The sequence below is a fragment of the Rhizobium sp. SL42 genome, from assembly GCF_021729845.1.
In the GTDB taxonomy this organism is placed as follows: Bacteria; Pseudomonadota; Alphaproteobacteria; order Rhizobiales; family Rhizobiaceae; genus Allorhizobium.
The window spans coordinates 3,868,570-3,883,697 of sequence record NZ_CP063397.1; the positions used below are offsets into that span (position 1 = coordinate 3,868,570).

Here is a 15,128-nt window from a genome sequence, read left to right on the forward strand (position 1 = left end):
TACCGGCTTCCTGCGGCCAAAACTGCTGGCTCCTTTGACGTCAGGGTAGACAGGTACAAAAAGAAAAGCCGGGCCTCGCAGCCCGGCTTTGTACATTTCGAAGTAAGCCGAAGTTTACTTGATCATCGGTAGCAACTCGCTCACCGACTTCTTCGCGTCGCCATAGAACATCCGCGTGTTGTCCTTGTAAAACAGCGGATTCTCGATGCCGGAATAGCCTGTGCCTTGGCCGCGTTTGGAAACGAAGACCTGCTTGGCCTTCCACACCTGCAGCACGGGCATGCCGGCGATCGGGCTGTTCGGGTCTTCCTCGGCCGCCGGATTGACGATGTCGTTGGAGCCGATGACGATGACGACGTCTGTCGTCGGGAAGTCGTCGTTGATCTCGTCCATTTCCATGACGATATCATAGGGCACCTTGGCTTCGGCGAGCAGCACGTTCATGTGGCCCGGCAGACGCCCGGCCACCGGATGGATGGCGAAGCGCACGGTCTTGCCGGCGGCCCGCAACTTGCGGGTCAGCTCCGACACGGCCTGCTGCGCCTGGGCAACCGCCATGCCATAGCCCGGCACGATGATGACACTGTCGGCATCGTTCAGTGCGTTGGCGACGCCTTCCGCATCGATGGCGATCTGTTCGCCCTCGATCTCCATCGCCGGCCCTGTCGTGCCGCCGAAGCCGCCGAGAATGACCGAGACAAACGAGCGGTTCATCGCCTTGCACATGATATAGGACAGGATCGCACCGGAAGAGCCGACCAGCGCGCCGGTGACGATCAGGAGATCGTTGCCGAGCGAAAAGCCGATGGCAGCCGCGGCCCAGCCGGAATAGCTGTTGAGCATCGACACGACGACAGGCATGTCGGCGCCGCCGATGCCCATGATCAGATGATAGCCGATGAAGAAGGCAAGAAGCGTCATCAGCACCAGCGTCCAGATGCCCGCGCCGTTGAAGAACATCACCAGCAGGATGATCGACCCGAGAGCCGCGCCTGCATTGAGGAAATGCCCGCCCGGCAGCTTCTTCGCCTTGCCGTCCACCTTGCCGGCAAGCTTGCCGAAGGCGATGACCGAACCGGTGAAGGTGACCGCGCCGATGAACACGCCGAGGAAGACCTCGACCTTGAGAATGGCGATTTCCACCATGTCCTTGTGTGCGAGCTTTTCGGCAAAGCCGGCCAGCGTCGACAGGTCGCCGCCCGCCGCCTTCAGCGCCAGCACCGTGCTGAGTTCCAGTTCGGCATTATAGCCGATGAACACGGCGGCTAGGCCGACGAAAGAGTGCAGCGCCGCAACCAGCTGCGGCATTTCCGTCATCTGCACGCGGGCAGCGACGTAGTATCCCATGACCGAACCACCGGCGATCATCACAAGGATGATGAACCAGTTGCCGACACCCGGGCCGAAAACCGTGGCGATGACGGCGAGCCCCATGCCGACAATGCCGTACCAGACGGCGCGCTTGGCGCTTTCCTGGCCGGACAGACCGCCGAGAGAAAGGATGAAGAGAACAGCAGCGGCAATATAGGCCGCAGAAACGATACCGATTGTCATAGTCTTTTCCCCTCCCCGATCACGACTTCTGGAACATGGCGAGCATGCGCCGTGTCACGAGGAAGCCGCCGACGATATTGATCGTCGCGATCAGCACCGACAAAGCCGCCAGGATCACCACCAGCCAATTGCTGGAGCCGACCTGCAGCAGCGCACCCAGGATGACGATGCCGGAAATGGCATTGGTCACCGCCATCAGCGGCGTGTGCAGGGAGTGGCTGACATTCCAGATCACCGAGAAGCCGATGAAGCAGGACAGGACAAAGACGATGAAGTGGGACATGAAGCTTTCCGGCGCGTAGGCACCGACGACAAGCAGCAGCGCCGTGGCAAGCACCAGCAGCCCGACCTGATTGCGGGTCTGCGTCTTGAACGCCGCAATTTCCTTGGCCCGCTTCTCCTCCGGCGTCAGCTCCTTGATCTTCTCCTTCGGCTTTGCAGCCGCGATCGCCTGGATCTTCGGTGGCGGCGGGGGATAAGTGATCCCACCCTGGAAGGCAACGGTCGCGCCGCGAATGACGTCGTCTTCCATGTTGTGAACGACCGCACCATCCTTGGCCGGGGTCAGGTCGGTCATCATGTGGCGGATATTGGTCGCATAAAGCGTCGAGGCCTGGGCCGCCATGCGGCTTGGGAAATCGGTATAGCCGACGATCGTGACGCCATTGTCCGAGACGATCTTCTGGTCGGCAACCGTCAGGTCGCAATTGCCGCCACGCTCGGCGGCAAGATCGATCACGACCGAACCGGGCTTCATCGCCGCAACCATGTCGGCCAGCCAGAGCTTGGGCGCGTCACGGCCGGGGATCAGCGCCGTGGTAATGACGATGTCCATGTCGGGCGCAAGCTCGCGGAACTTGGCAAGCTGCTTTTCGCGGAATTCCGGCGACGAAGGTGCCGCATAGCCGCCGGTCGCGGCACCGTCCTGGCTGTCTTCGAACGCCAGATAGACGAACTGCGCACCCATCGATTCGATCTGCTCGGCCACTTCCGGACGCACGTCGAAGGCATAGGTGATCGCACCGAGCGAGGTCGCCGTACCGATCGCGGCAAGACCGGCGACGCCGGCGCCGATGACCAGGACCTTGGCCGGCGGCACCTTGCCGGCAGCCGTTACCTGGCCGGTGAAGAACCGGCCGAAATTGTTGCCCGCCTCGATCACCGCGCGGTAACCGGCGATATTGGCCATCGAAGACAGCGCGTCCATCTTCTGGGCGCGCGAAATACGCGGCACCATGTCCATGGCGATCACATTGGCACCGGTCGATTTCGACTGCTCGAGCAGATCGGCGTTCTGAGCCGGGTAGAAGAACGAGATCAGCGTCTTTCCGGCAGACAGTCGATTGACCTCTGCCGTCTCCGGCGGACGAACCTTGGCGATCACATCGGATGCCGAATAGAGCGCCTCGGCGCCTTCAACGACGGTGACGCCGGCGGCACGATAGGCCTCGTCCGAAAAGCCGGCTGCCTTGCCGGCGCCGGTCTCGATCAAACATTCGTAACCGAGCTTTTGCAGCTGGACGGCACTATCCGGCGTCATCGCGACGCGCGCCTCTCCCCCGTAAATTTCCCTAGGCGAACCGATCTTCAAACCCATCTCCCTCTCGAACCTCGCTCCATCAAGCCCAATCCCTCCACCAAAAGTCGCAGGGACTCTTCACGGCGGAAACGATCAGATGCACGCGCGGCTGTCTAGTACGCTTGGCGGCGCAAGTGTCGGTTTTTGTCGCATTGGGAATAGCTTAAAACGATTTTTGTTGCGCCGCACAATTCAGCGGCCGGCGCGAAAATGGAACAATTGCGGCACCTGTCGGTTACCTGTTCGAATTTAATCAAACGGAGATGACCATGCTGCACTGGATCCTGATCTTGCTTCTGATTGCCGCCGTTGCGAGCCTTCTCGGTTTTCGCGGCGTGGCCGGAGCCTCTGCCGGAATTGCCAAGATTCTGATTTTCATCGTTCTGGTGATCCTGATCATCGCTCTGTTTACCGGCGTGCTCATCGTCGCCTGATAAGGCAAACCGTGCGACCAGACGAAATCGGCCGGCTCCAACGAGCCGGCCGATTTCATGTGCACCATCTATCTATCTGTCCAGGCCGCATCTCGCATCAGATGAAAGGCCGCATCCGGGGATCGCCCGGCGTCCAGCGCGCGGTCGCCTGCAGCCCCTCCGGATCCAGAACTTCGCAGCCTCTGTCACGCCACAGGATATAGCCGCGATCGGACAGCTTTTTCAGCGTCTTGTTGGTATGAACGATGGACAGCCCGAGCGTGTCGGCAAAGTGTGTCTGGGTGATGGGAATATGGCGGCGAACGTCATCGAGCAGACCGGCGATGCGTCCCCGTTCGAACAGGAACGCCAACAGGTAAGACGCACGTTCGATCGCCGAGCGCCGACCGATGCTCAGCAGATGCTCATCGAGGATTGTCTCCTCCCGTGACGCGAGCCATGTCAGATCGAAACCAAGGCCGGGATGGCGCTCAAACAGGCTGAACAGACGACTGCGCTCGAACACACACAGCTTCATCGGCGTCATCGCCTCGACGGAATGCTGCATTTCGGCCATCACCGCCCCCTGCAACCCGATCATGTCGCCAGGCACCACGTAGTTGAGGATCTGCCGACGGCCGTCCTCAAGGATCTTGTAGCGGAAGCCCCAGCCGGACAGGACGGTGTAGAGATGCGCACTGCGGGCGCCTTCGACCAGAACCGTTGTTCCCGGATCGGCCATCAGTTCGCCGCGCTTGAACTGCGCGACGAATTCCAGCTCGTCCTCCGTAAAGGTTCGAAAATGCGGCATGCGCCGCAAGGGACATTCGTAACAGCTGACGCGAACCGGATTCAGGCGAGTTTCCCCGGCCATGGGATTACCTCGTTTGTTTGCCAGTTTGTTCCCTCACAGGAACACAACCAACGCCGCACATGTCTTTTTTAAATGACGATGGAGAAGCCCGGCACCATAAGCGGTTCTGGAAAAAGGATTAGTCATGCAAAACCCGTCGCTTCGCGTTCTCATTGCCGAGAACCAATATCTGATTGCGATGGAGGTCGAAAGGATCCTCGCTGAAACGCTGGCCTGCGAGGTGACGATCGTCCCTCTCACACGGCTTGAAAGCGAACTCTCGAGAAGCCCCTTCGATGTCGTCATTCTGGACGCAGCCCCCAACGACAACCTCAATACTGTGCGTGGCCGCATGATCGAGGCGGCCGGTGCCAACCCTGTCTTCCTGTCCTCCTATGACCAGTTCCCGCAGAGCGGCACAAGCCGGACAGACTACCCGTTCGTCACCAAGCCGCCGCAGCCTGAGGCACTGGCAGACGCAGTGACCCAGGCAAAGCGGCAAGGCGCATCGTCAAAGGGCGAAGGCTTTCTTGGTGACCGCTGAACTGTGTGCATCGGGGCCGTAGTCCCCTTCCCCGCTGACACCGAGAATTTCCTGCAGCTTGTTGCGCGCACGGTTGATGCGGCTTTTGATGGTGCCGACAGCACAGCCGCAGATTTCGGCTGCTTCCTCATAGGCAAAACCGGAAGCACCAACCAGGATGATCGCCTCGCGCTGGTCGCTGGGCAACTGGTCAAGCGCCCGCTTGAAATCCTGCAGGTCCAGCGAACCGTATTGTTGCGGGTGCGTGGACAGTTGCGAAGTAAAGATGCCGTCGGTATCGGACACTTCGCGGCCACGCTTGCGCATCTGCGAATAGAACTCGTTGCGCAGGATGGTGAACAGCCAGGCTTTCATGTTGCTGCCGGGCTCGAAATGGTCCTGCTTGGCCCATGCCTTCATGATGGTGTCCTGCACCAGATCATCGGCCACGTGATGACGCCCTGTCAGTGACACCGCGAACGCACGCAGGTTTGGCAGGGCGGCGAGAAGGTCGCGCTTGAAAGCGCGCTGGTTCGCTTCATCGTCAGCAGTCATTGGGTGGTATCCTTGATCCGATGGCCATCGCCGGCCTGTCGTTCAGCCATGTCCAGACGTTCGAGCAGGTTCAGAAAACGCTCCGGAATGCCCTCCTCCTGCACCGACTGATAATACTCACGCAATTGCGCCGATACGCCGGGGTGAACGGCGCTCACGCCGGGCAACCCGTTCGCCACCGGCGGTTTCTTTGAGTCATGTGTCATGTGTTCCAACGGCTCTGTTTCTTTGTTGGCGGACAACGGCTACGAAGCCAATAGGTTCCGCCTGACATGTCTTTTTTTAGTGACGGTGGAATTTAGGTGGGTTGTCGGCGACCTGAATGGAACAAAGCCGCGTCCATGACGTTTTTCCGCCACCAGAACAGGAGAAACATCATGCTTTACTACGCTCTCGTCTTCCTCGTCGTTGCATTGATCGCCGGCGTTCTCGGCTTTGGTGGCATTGCTGGTGCATCCGCCGGTATCGCCAAGATCCTTTTCACGATCTTCATCATCCTCTTCCTGATCTCTCTTGCAATGCGCCTGTTTCGACAGGCGTAATATCAGAAACCGGGATATAAAAAGGGGCCTCGCGCGACGCGAGGCCCCTTTTTACTTTGCATGCAAGTTTTATCGAATGATCCAGAATAGCGCGGCGAGCAGTGCGATCAGGATGCCGACCATGACGGCAACCGTAAATGTGCCGTAACGCGGCGGGACTTTGGAGCCGAGGTCGGCATCAAGCCCCGCGCGTTGCGCCATATCGAGTGTCTGACGATCGACTGCAACGTTTGGCGGATAGTCAGGATTTCGAGCCGGGTCTGTCATCGGACCTCCTGGAAACGCTCAAGCGGAATGGGAATACGGACGGGAACCTGCGGCATCATGGCCTGCGCCTCGACCGTCGGCGCATCTGTGGGCTTTTCGAGGCTGGCAAGCTTGGCCGGATCAATCGAACGATGGATGTCCCGCCCAGCGACAAGCTCGGCATCAACAGGAATGCAGTCACCGTAGACGACGCCGGCAAGACGTTCTGCCTTCCGCATTTGCTGCGGCAGCGCGACCCGGCAAGCCTGGCCGGTTTCGTAGGAAATAACCGCCACTGGCTCTTCCAGACAGGAAGTGTCTTGTGCGTGGCAAGCAACGATTACCATCAAAGCAGCCAGGGTGTTCATCACTGATCTCCGCGTTATTTAAATGTTAACGCGGGAAAAACCCCGAAGTTCCGGGGTCTTTGGCATTTAGACGTCAGCCGTCTTTCAGGACATCCGACCCGAGCGGATCAGTTGATGAATGTATCTGAGCTTTTCGAAAACCGGCTCGGACAGGATGAAGGGATAAAGGTCGTGTTGGCCCATGCTGCGGTTGATGCTGTTGATCGCAAGCGTCAGTGGTACCCAGGCGCGGATCAACGCCTCGGAGCTGCCGCTGCGATAGCTGTCGAACGTCTTGCTCAGCGTCAGCCCCGATACGTCCGTATCGGCTTCAGGACTGGTTCTGAGACCAAACGCATCGGCCGTGTCGAGCGCATCTACGATATGGAAATAGTGGGCAAACGTTTCGGCGAAATCCTCCCAGGGGTGGCTTGCCGCATAGGCGGTAATGTAGCTCAGTTCCCAGCCGATCATCGGACCTTCGGCATAGTGCCGCTTGAGGGCCTCACCATAGTCGACCCTCTCGTCGCCAAAGGCTGCGCGAAACGCATCATATTCGCCCCGGTCGCGCACCAGAACATTCCAGTAGTAGTGCCCGACCTCATGACGGAAATGGCCAAGCAGAGTACGGAACGGTTCACCCAGTGCAACTCTCCGGGCTTCGCGCTCGACATCCGAAGCTTCGGCGATGTTGAGGGTGATCAAGCCGTCCTCATGGCCGGTCAGCACAGGCCCCTCCTCGGTCGCGATGACCTCGTCGGCAAGAAACTTGAAGCCGAGCCCCTGCGCGGGATCTTCGGCGCGGGTCGTCATCGGCAGATCGAAGCGCAGCAGGGAATAGAACAGGTTGCGCTTGGCGAGCTCGATTTTCTGCCAGTTGGCGATGTTCTCGGGAATCGAGATATCCGGAATGGTCATATTGTGCCGGCAGGCGACACAAAAGCCCGAGACGTCATTGTCATCGACCAGCCAGTTGCATCCGCCGATATCGGCATTCGCACAGGGATGAGCCGCCCAGCCGCTTTCTGCAGGATCGCTGAGAACGGCGCTACCGTCCGGCCGCAAGGCAACCATGTCCAGCGCACTTGGCCTGAAGGCCAGGCGCGAGCCGCATGTGACGCAGCCATTGTTTTCGAAATGAACGACGTTCGAACAGTTGGAACAACTGAACAGGCGCATGATCAATCACCATTGTCTGGAGAGTGTGGAAGGCCGCCCCCGGATGAATTCATCGCAACTAGTCGAAGATCTCAAGCGGGAAGGTCAGCTCGTAGCGGATTTCTGCCTGCCCGAATTCGTGCGTTGCCGTTCCGTTGACAGACGACGGCACCACCCGTTCAAGAACGGTACTGCCAAACCTGTTGGTCTTGACTGCCTTGATGTCTTCGGCATTCGCCATCCCGAAGGGCTCGACCCAGAGAATACGTACCATGGGACCTTCAGGCGTATCCAGCCGCGTGCAGGTGACCTCGATGGACCGGCGGCGCTGCAGGAAGTCGCCGTGGCTGACCGCATTGACGACCAGTTCGTGCAGGGCAAGCCCGATATGCAGCGAAGCGTTCGGCGTGAGAAGCACATCGTCGCCCGAAACATGCACCAGATCCGCATTTTCCTGAACGTAGCGGTCTACCTGCTGCTTCAGCAGATCTCGAAAATAAGCGCCCCGCCAACTGCTGTCGGTGATCAGATCCTGCGATTGCGACAGCGCATGCAATCGACCGCGGAATTTGCCGAGAAACATGTCCAGCGTTCCGGCATAGCGGGCCGTTTGCGACGCTATGCTCTGGATGATCGCCAGCAGATTTTTTGACCGATGACTGACCTCGCGCAGCAAGGCCCGCAGCAGCCGTTCGCGACGGCGATCCTCGGTGCGATCGATGACAACGGTGATCAGGTGCAGCTCGGCATCGGCCATTTCGACCAGCCGGCAGCGAAACTCGAAGAAGCTGTCGTCACCGGCCTCGATCTCGAGGTCGGCCCGGTCGCCCGCCTTGACCAGGGTCGATTTCAACTCTGTCAGCCGTTCGCCGATATCCGGCCCGAAGATGGAAACGTCCGTCGGCCGCGCACCGGCTTCCAGGCGCCACTGGGGCGGAAGCGCGGTGATGCAGACATAGGTTCCATCCTTGTCCTGCAGGATCAGGCTGGCACCCATATCGATAAGAGCGGTTATGAAGAACTCGCGCAATTGCTCCTCGCCGCGCTGAGGTTCAAACCATGTCAATCGATGTACCAACTGTCCTGCTCCGCCGTTGCTCGGCCCTTCGGATCAGCGCCGGCGCTCCATGCGCCAGCACTTGATCCAAAGCCCCTGACTTTATTGCATTTGTCCGCGTGTCACGCCTGTTCAGCGACCTGTTCATTGAAGAACAGGGCTTGGCTGATCAGAGCCTTGACCATGTCCGGGTTGAATGGCTTCGTGACCAGGAAGGCGGGTTCCGGTCGTTCGCCGGTCAGCAGACGCTCGGGGAAAGCCGTGATGAAGATCACCGGAATGGTGTCCACCTTCAGGATATCGTTAACCGCATCGATACCTGAACTTCCGTCGGCAAGCTGGATGTCCGCCAGCACCATCTTCGGGCTGGTGCGCTTGTAGAGCTCGACCGCCTCGCTATGCGTCCGGGCGATGCCCGTCACGCGGTGACCGAGATCTTCCACCATCTGCTCGATGTCGAGCGCGATCAGCGGTTCATCCTCGATGATCATGATGTCGGTTGCGACCTGGCGCGAAATCTCGGCCGACGCCTCGTTGAAGAAGGTGTTGAATTCGCCCTCGCTCACACCGAGAACGGCCGACGCTTCAGCGGTTGTGAAGCCCTCGACCGTGACAAGCAGGAAGGCGTGGCGTGCACGGGTCGGAACGGCCGCAAGATTGGCAGCGGCGCGCTTTTCCCAGGCGAAGGGGGAGGTGATGGGCGGCAGCTCGACCGTGGTTGAATCATAGATCGACACAAACAGGTTATAGAGCGCCACTCGATCATCGCCCTTGTCGGGGAAAATCGATATGTCGGCAATCAGCGCTTCCAGAACAGCGGCGACATAGGCATCGCCTGACGTCTGTGAACCGGTAACGGCGCGTGCATACCGCCTCAGATAGGGAAGATGTACGGCGACGCGGGCAGTAAGGGACATGCATTTCTCCAATCGCATATGGAAATACGGGTGCGGACTCGGCTGAAAACGTTCGGCTCAAAAAATAGTTCCATCGCAGCGGAACTTTTTTGCATCAAAAAGGTTATCAGGCTATTCGCTCCTGCCTAGTGAACTGACGGAATTGGACAAAGATGGCCAAGAGCCCCCAAGACAAGCCCGAAAAAAGCAAATCTGCCAATACCAAGGGCCAGAATTCCAAGGGCCAGAATTCCAACGCCCAGAATTCCAATGCATTGATCGCCTCGAAACTGCGCGGATATTACGACACCATTATCGATGAAGGCACCCCGTCGCATCTGATCGACCTGCTCGAACGGCTTCATGAAGCCGAGATCAAGGCGAAGAAGTAACGACCATCTTCAATGGCCAGCCCGGGATATCGCCAGGCGGCATATCAAGATCCGGATCGTCAAGATCTTCAATGCCGAAGCTCTCAATCGTCATCTGACCTCGATGAGCCCGCCCCCTGGCTTTTGGCCATGGCAAAGACAACCGCAGCAATGGCCAGGGTGGCAAACAGCGATTTCCCGCGCATCATCGTCGGAAGCCCCGCAAGGATCTGCAGCGTCACCGGATCCGGCAATTGTGCCCGTGCAGCCCTCTGCCGCGCCAGAAGCCGTCGCTCCGACCGCCGATTGAGCCCGGAAATTACCCCGACCACAACAAGAGCGGCGAATGCCGTAACTGCTGCAATGATCAAGGCGGCCGTCACCGGATCATAGGCCCGCGACAGGTAAATGCCGAGCGCCAGAAACAGCGCGATATAGGCGGTCAATCCGAAGATGCCCGCGACCACGGCCCCAATCAGGGACCGTGCCATGCGCCTCGCCGTCGGCCGCACCTTGCCGAAGACCAGAACACCGAGGTGTTGCATTAATTGCAGCATGATCAACGCCGGCTGAGCAACGCGAAGAAATAGCCGATGCCGGCCGCAATCGCGAGCGACTGGAACGGATGGGCCTGCACCTGCGCTTTCAGATCCTGCTCCACGCCGACCAGCGTATCACGTGCCGCTTCGACGTACTGCGTCGAGGTTTCGGCGGCATCGGCACCCAACTGGCTAGCCACGCTGCCGGCTTCCCGGATCTTGCCGCTGCCGAAGGACGCAACCGTCTTGGTCAACGACGCCAGATCCCGACGAAGGTTATCGAGTTCGGCCTGGATATCGGCGGGCGTTGCCGATGCATCGGTCGAAGCAAGCGCCTCGATGCGATCGGCAATATCATTTGCCGTGTCCTCGATCTTCCGTTTGCTGGTGGTCGATAGCGCCATGTCCGGAGCCTCCTTCGAGCGTCTTGAGCGATCACAACGATCCTGTGTTCCGGACGACAACGCGGGAAAGCCGTTTCGGTTCCCTCGCCGAACGCTCTTTCTTCGGTTGCCAAAACCGGAACTTCCGAGACGCCGGCACGTTGTAGATGTCGAGGACACGAGCCTCTCATCAAACACAAGACACGGGAGATTTCCGATGAATTGGAATCAGGTTGAAGGCAATTGGGAACAGTTCAAGGGCAAGGCCCAGGTTCAGTGGGGCAAGCTCACCGGCGATGATCTCGATGTGGTCGCCGGCAAGCGCAAGGAACTGTCCGGCAAGATCCAAGCCGCTTATGGCAAGACCCAGGAAGAGGCCGATCGCGAAATCGACGACTGGATGAGCAAGAACTAAGCTCGACCGGATCATCTATCGGAATGGCCCGGAGGCAACCGCCTCCGGGCTTTTTCTTTGGCTTATGCCGCCGTCGTTGCGCCGTAGGTGACGCCCTTTTCCTTCAGCCAGCGCCGATAGGCGATCGACGAGGCATCCGCCCGTGTCGGGATTTCCTTGCGCGGTTCAAGCGGCAGGAGAACCGGCCTCTGGTTTTCCAGAATGATCCGGTCCTGCAGGAAGATGAGCTGCTGGAAATGCACCAGTTCCGTCGTCGTCGAAACATCGTCGATCAGATACATGATCGGATGGGCCCGGCAGCGGTCCGGATCGAGCGGCTGCACGAACAGTCCGATGACATCCCAGCGCGTGTCCGAGTTCGGGCAGGTTTTGTAGAGAATGGTCGTGAATGGCGTCATCACCCGGTACATGTACTGGGTGGTAATGCCGTCGGTTGCCGAAAATGCCGCCTGCGGCTGGAAGAACTTGCAATTCGTCGCCCAGACCTCATCGGCGTCCCGACGGATCTCGACATCATATTGCTCGACCTCGGTGTAAGGCTCCGCGCCGAGAACATCCGTGTGCACGAAGGGAAAATGCGCCATGTCGAGAAAGTTCTCGACGATGCGGAGACCCGACGCCTTCACCGTCACCACGCCGCACGCCACGTAGCGACGATCCGGCTCGTCGGCCTCCGGCAGCGGAAAGATCTCGCGTTCCGGATTTCCGAGCGTGGTCCAGAGGAAGCCGAAACGATGGCGCAAAGCCAGCGCCTCGGCGCGCCCCTCGGCAAACACCGCGATCGCTCCGGTCTCCTCCTTGACCACAGTCAAATCCGTGCCCAGCAGGCGATTGGACGAGCGGCCAACCGGAATGACCGCTTCGGTGTCGATCACGTACCACTGGTCGAGTGATGCTCGATCGATTTCGCCTGCTGCCATTCTCGTGTTCCTTCATCTGGGGAACGCGCAAATTCCGCTTGAACCCCGCTGCAACCCGCCGCTAGATTGCCCAAAAAATAGAGCGCGTACAATTGTCAGGCAACAACATTCCCCAGCCCAGCGACCGGAAAAGCAATCGCACAACCAGCGATTTCGTCTTTCGCGGGGCGATCATGTCGGACAGTTTCCTGGGTTTTGCCAGACACCGCGCCGCCCGTCTGGACCTCGCGCTGACGATCAGGACCTGCGATGCCGCCGCTTGCGAATTGACCGTCAGCGGCCCTGACCCGCTGATCGACGCCTTTGAGATGGCCGTCAGCCTCGGGCCTTACGATTGCATCATTCTCGATATTGAACGGAGGGATCATGCCCATGGCTGATCCGGAGATCTTTCAGATGACAGATACCACCCCTTGGGTTCCAGTCGCCCTGTCAACCTCCATCGAGCCCGCGACGTCCGCCGGCACGAGGATCGACGGCGTGGAATATGTCGTCTGGCGCGACGACGAAGGCAAGCCGCATGTCTGGGAGGATCGCTGTCCGCACCGCGGCATGCGCCTCAGCTTCGGCTTCGTGCGCGGCGACCAGATTGCCTGCCTCTATCACGGATGGCGCTACGACAGCGCCGGCCAGTGTCGCCATATTCCCGCGCATCCGGATCTCGATGTGCCCAAGACGATCAAGGTGCCGACCTTCGCCGTTGCCGAAGCGGGTGGACTGATCTGGATGGCGCCGTCGGAAAGCGCAGACCAGCTTTCCCTGCCTGCTCTGCCCAACGACCTTCTGTCCGTGCGCAGCCTCTATGTCGATGCCTCCCTCGAGTTCTGCCGCGATCAACTCGCCACGAATTGTCCGCCGCACATGGCCGAAATCGAAATCAGCGTGCTTTCTCCGTTCTGTCTGCAGCTCGACGCCGGGGACAAGGTCCTGGTGATCGCCCTTCAGCCGGTCGCCACCGACAGGACGGCCCTGCATGTCCTGGCCTCCGGACAGGTCTCGACGGAGGCCCGAGTCGAGCTCGCCATCTGGACGGCCGGCCTGCGCTTCATGCTCGAACACTCCTTTGCCAAGGCCGCCTGATGTCCTCCCTCACGCTCTATAACTACGACCTCGACGACAGCTGCTATCGCGTTCGTCTCCTGCTGTCGCTGCTCGGCCTCGAATACAAGACCATCGCCGTCGACATGCAGCCGGGCCGCGAGCAGGAACAGCCGCATATGCTGGCGATCAATCCCGCCGGCACCTTGCCGATCCTCGTCGACGGTGACCTGACGCTGTCGGGAACGGAAGCGATCCTGGCCTATCTCGCCCATGCCCATGATGCCTCCCGCCAATGGCTACCCACGCAACCCGCAGCGTTCGGTCAGGTCCAGCAATGGCTGGGATTTGCCGGCCAGCAGTTGCGGGCCGCGATCATCGCCCGCCAACAATCGCTGTTCACCCCGCAGGGTGCCGAGCCCAGGTCCGTGGCCGACGCCCGTCACGCCTTCCGCATCATGGACGACCACATGACGCTGCAGCAGATCCGCGGCCTCGAGTTCTTCGTCGCCGACAGGCCGAGCATTGCCGATGTGGCGCTGATCGCAAGCTTTGCCCTGTCGCGCGACTTCGGTCAGGACCATGACGAGTTTCCGGCCTTGCGCCGCTGGCTGCGCCATGTCCGCAAGCTCGACGGCTTCATCACCATGCCGGGTATCCCGGACTATCACTGAGGCCCGCCCGCCGGCGTGTCCGGCCCGGCGCCGCATCGCATTCCCAGGAGGCCACGCCATGACCCGCATCGTCTTTCTCGACCGCGACACGCTTTCGCCGGAAACTCTGCTGCGGTCGCCGGCCTTTGCCCACGAGATGGTCATCCACGACCGGACGCGTCCCGATCAGGTCGCCGAGCGCATCAGGGATGCCGATATCGTCATCACCAACAAGGCGCCGGTCAAAGCCGAAGCCCTGGCCGTGGCCAGCCGCCTGAAACTGGTCGCGGTCGCCGCGACCGGCACCGACGTCATCGACCTTGCCGCAGCGAAAGGTGCCGGCGTCGCAGTCTGCAACATCCGCAACTATGCAAGACATACCGTGCCCGAGCATACCTTCGCGCTGCTGCTCGCCCTGCGCCGCTCGATCCTCGCCTATCGCCAATCCGTCCTCGACGGCCGCTGGCAGGAGGCCGCACAATTCTGCTTCTTCGATCATCCAATCGCCGATCTCGGCGGCTCGACGCTCGGCATCATCGGCCACGGCACGTTGGGCCAATCCGTCGGCCGCATCGCCGAGGCCTTTGGCATGACGGTCCTTGTTGCCGGCCGGCGCGGTTCGGATGCACTGAAACCCGGCCAGACCGCCTTCGACGATGTCATGCGCCGCGCCGATGCTATTACCCTGCATTGCCCGCTCAACGCCGAGACGCGCGGCATCATCGGCGCGCGCGAATTTGCCCTGATGCAGAAGAAGCCGCTGATCATCAACACCGGCCGCGGCGGCCTCGTCGATGAAACGGCGCTGGAACAAGCCCTCGACAAGGGCCAGATCGCCGGCGCCGGCTTCGACGTCACCGATGGTGAACCACCGGCGGCAGACAGTCCGATGATGCGCATTGCCAGCCGCTCCAACGTCATCCTGACGCCGCATGTCGCCTGGGCGAGCCGCGAGGCGATCCAGGCGCTGGCAGACCAGCTGATCGAGAATATCGAACTCTTCATCGCCGGCACCCCGTGCCATCTCGTCGGGTAAGCACGACCATCGCCGCACTTGCTCTTGAGCGACGACGCATGTCTAACTCT

Annotated in this window: 22 protein-coding genes; 9 read left to right on the forward strand and 13 right to left on the reverse strand. The window is 60.2% G+C overall.

All coding sequences use genetic code 11. The annotated features are described in order from the left end of the window. Positions 1-114: 114 nt before the first annotated feature. Both IM739_RS18250 and IM739_RS18255 read right to left on the reverse strand, forming a co-directional pair. Positions 115-1,554, reverse strand: coding sequence for an NAD(P)(+) transhydrogenase (Re/Si-specific) subunit beta (locus tag IM739_RS18250; protein WP_237369083.1), 1,440 nt, complete (start codon positions 1,552-1,554; stop codon positions 115-117). 19 nt (positions 1,555-1,573) lie between these two features. Then, positions 1,574-3,151: a Re/Si-specific NAD(P)(+) transhydrogenase subunit alpha gene (locus tag IM739_RS18255; protein WP_442981069.1), complete on the reverse strand. Its 1,578-nt coding sequence runs from the start codon at positions 3,149-3,151 to the stop codon at positions 1,574-1,576. A gap of 251 nt (positions 3,152-3,402) precedes the next feature. Between IM739_RS18255 and IM739_RS18260 the strand changes: the two genes are divergently transcribed. After that, the gene (locus IM739_RS18260; RefSeq protein WP_007605921.1) at positions 3,403-3,567 is read left to right on the forward strand and encodes a DUF1328 family protein; all 165 of its coding nucleotides are present in this window, start codon (positions 3,403-3,405) and stop codon (positions 3,565-3,567) included. 97 nt (positions 3,568-3,664) lie between these two features. Here IM739_RS18260 and IM739_RS18265 read toward each other — a convergent pair whose 3' ends face one another. Then, positions 3,665-4,420: a Crp/Fnr family transcriptional regulator gene (locus IM739_RS18265; RefSeq protein ID WP_237369084.1), complete on the reverse strand. Its 756-nt coding sequence runs from the start codon at positions 4,418-4,420 to the stop codon at positions 3,665-3,667. 124 nt (positions 4,421-4,544) lie between these two features. Between IM739_RS18265 and IM739_RS18270 the strand changes: the two genes are divergently transcribed. Next, the gene (locus IM739_RS18270; protein ID WP_237369085.1) at positions 4,545-4,943 is read left to right on the forward strand and encodes a hypothetical protein; all 399 of its coding nucleotides are present in this window, start codon (positions 4,545-4,547) and stop codon (positions 4,941-4,943) included. Here IM739_RS18270 and IM739_RS18275 read toward each other — a convergent pair. Together IM739_RS18275 and IM739_RS18280 are read right to left on the reverse strand one after the other, a co-directional pair. Beyond that, positions 4,911-5,477 carry an RNA polymerase sigma factor gene (locus IM739_RS18275; protein WP_007605918.1) on the reverse strand — a complete coding sequence of 189 codons (567 nt, stop codon included), beginning with the start codon at positions 5,475-5,477 and terminating at the stop codon, positions 4,911-4,913. The genes IM739_RS18270 and IM739_RS18275 overlap by 33 nt on opposite strands. Then, positions 5,474-5,683, reverse strand: a complete 210-nt coding sequence (locus IM739_RS18280; protein WP_237369086.1) for a NepR family anti-sigma factor — start codon at positions 5,681-5,683, stop codon at positions 5,474-5,476. The genes IM739_RS18275 and IM739_RS18280 overlap by 4 nt, the downstream gene beginning before the upstream one ends. Positions 5,684-5,854: 171 nt before the next feature. Here IM739_RS18280 and IM739_RS18285 point away from each other — a divergent pair, with 171 nt between their 5' ends. Further along, a complete protein-coding gene (locus IM739_RS18285; protein WP_159949961.1) occupies positions 5,855-6,019 on the forward strand; it encodes a DUF1328 domain-containing protein in 165 nt (54 codons plus the stop codon). 69 nt (positions 6,020-6,088) lie between these two features. Here the strand turns inward: IM739_RS18285 and IM739_RS18290 are convergent, their stop codons facing one another. The 5 genes from IM739_RS18290 to IM739_RS18310 all read right to left on the reverse strand — a co-directional run bounded on the left by IM739_RS18290 (position 6,089) and on the right by IM739_RS18310 (position 9,744). Beyond that, the gene (locus tag IM739_RS18290; protein ID WP_237369087.1) at positions 6,089-6,286 is read right to left on the reverse strand and encodes a hypothetical protein; all 198 of its coding nucleotides are present in this window, start codon (positions 6,284-6,286) and stop codon (positions 6,089-6,091) included. Beyond that, complete coding sequence (locus IM739_RS18295) at positions 6,283-6,633, reverse strand: hypothetical protein (protein WP_237369088.1); 351 nt, start codon at positions 6,631-6,633, stop codon at positions 6,283-6,285. The genes IM739_RS18290 and IM739_RS18295 overlap by 4 nt, the downstream gene beginning before the upstream one ends. Positions 6,634-6,717: 84 nt before the next feature. Beyond that, positions 6,718-7,791: a zinc-binding metallopeptidase family protein gene (locus IM739_RS18300; protein WP_237369089.1), complete on the reverse strand. Its 1,074-nt coding sequence runs from the start codon at positions 7,789-7,791 to the stop codon at positions 6,718-6,720. Positions 7,792-7,849: 58 nt separating this feature from the next. Further along, complete coding sequence (locus IM739_RS18305; protein WP_237369090.1) at positions 7,850-8,836, reverse strand: sensor histidine kinase; 987 nt, start codon at positions 8,834-8,836, stop codon at positions 7,850-7,852. Between the two features lie 113 nt (positions 8,837-8,949). Continuing rightward, complete coding sequence (locus IM739_RS18310; protein ID WP_237369091.1) at positions 8,950-9,744, reverse strand: response regulator; 795 nt, start codon at positions 9,742-9,744, stop codon at positions 8,950-8,952. A gap of 152 nt (positions 9,745-9,896) precedes the next feature. Here IM739_RS18310 and IM739_RS18315 point away from each other — a divergent pair, with 152 nt between their 5' ends. After that, complete coding sequence (locus IM739_RS18315) at positions 9,897-10,115, forward strand: NepR family anti-sigma factor (protein WP_237369092.1); 219 nt, start codon at positions 9,897-9,899, stop codon at positions 10,113-10,115. Positions 10,116-10,198: 83 nt separating this feature from the next. On the opposite strand, the gene IM739_RS18320 is transcribed toward IM739_RS18315, so the two are convergent. Together IM739_RS18320 and IM739_RS18325 are read right to left on the reverse strand one after the other, a co-directional pair. Next, positions 10,199-10,651, reverse strand: a complete 453-nt coding sequence (locus IM739_RS18320; protein ID WP_237369093.1) for a hypothetical protein — start codon at positions 10,649-10,651, stop codon at positions 10,199-10,201. Positions 10,652-10,653: 2 nt separating this feature from the next. Next, positions 10,654-11,037: a DUF883 family protein gene (locus IM739_RS18325; RefSeq protein WP_237369094.1), complete on the reverse strand. Its 384-nt coding sequence runs from the start codon at positions 11,035-11,037 to the stop codon at positions 10,654-10,656. Between the two features lie 196 nt (positions 11,038-11,233). Here IM739_RS18325 and IM739_RS18330 point away from each other — a divergent pair, with 196 nt between their 5' ends. Next, positions 11,234-11,431: a CsbD family protein gene (locus IM739_RS18330; protein ID WP_237369095.1), complete on the forward strand. Its 198-nt coding sequence runs from the start codon at positions 11,234-11,236 to the stop codon at positions 11,429-11,431. Positions 11,432-11,493: 62 nt separating this feature from the next. Here IM739_RS18330 and IM739_RS18335 read toward each other — a convergent pair whose 3' ends face one another. Next, entirely contained in the window at positions 11,494-12,351 is an 858-nt protein-coding gene (locus tag IM739_RS18335) for an aromatic ring-hydroxylating oxygenase subunit alpha (RefSeq protein WP_237369096.1), read from the reverse strand. Positions 12,352-12,524: 173 nt separating this feature from the next. On the opposite strand from IM739_RS18335, the gene IM739_RS18340 reads away from it, so the two are divergent. The 4 genes from IM739_RS18340 to IM739_RS18355 are packed head-to-tail and all read left to right on the forward strand — an operon-like array spanning position 12,525 to position 15,078. Then, entirely contained in the window at positions 12,525-12,731 is a 207-nt protein-coding gene (locus IM739_RS18340) for a hypothetical protein (RefSeq protein WP_237369097.1), read from the forward strand. Positions 12,732-12,747: 16 nt separating this feature from the next. Beyond that, complete coding sequence (locus IM739_RS18345) at positions 12,748-13,431, forward strand: Rieske (2Fe-2S) protein (protein ID WP_237369098.1); 684 nt, start codon at positions 12,748-12,750, stop codon at positions 13,429-13,431. Beyond that, the gene (locus IM739_RS18350; RefSeq protein WP_237369099.1) at positions 13,431-14,063 is read left to right on the forward strand and encodes a glutathione S-transferase family protein; all 633 of its coding nucleotides are present in this window, start codon (positions 13,431-13,433) and stop codon (positions 14,061-14,063) included. Before IM739_RS18345 ends, IM739_RS18350 begins: the two co-directional genes overlap by 1 nt. A gap of 58 nt (positions 14,064-14,121) precedes the next feature. Next, positions 14,122-15,078 carry a D-2-hydroxyacid dehydrogenase gene (locus IM739_RS18355; protein WP_237369100.1) on the forward strand — a complete coding sequence of 319 codons (957 nt, stop codon included), beginning with the start codon at positions 14,122-14,124 and terminating at the stop codon, positions 15,076-15,078. The last annotated feature ends 50 nt before the right edge of the window (positions 15,079-15,128 follow it).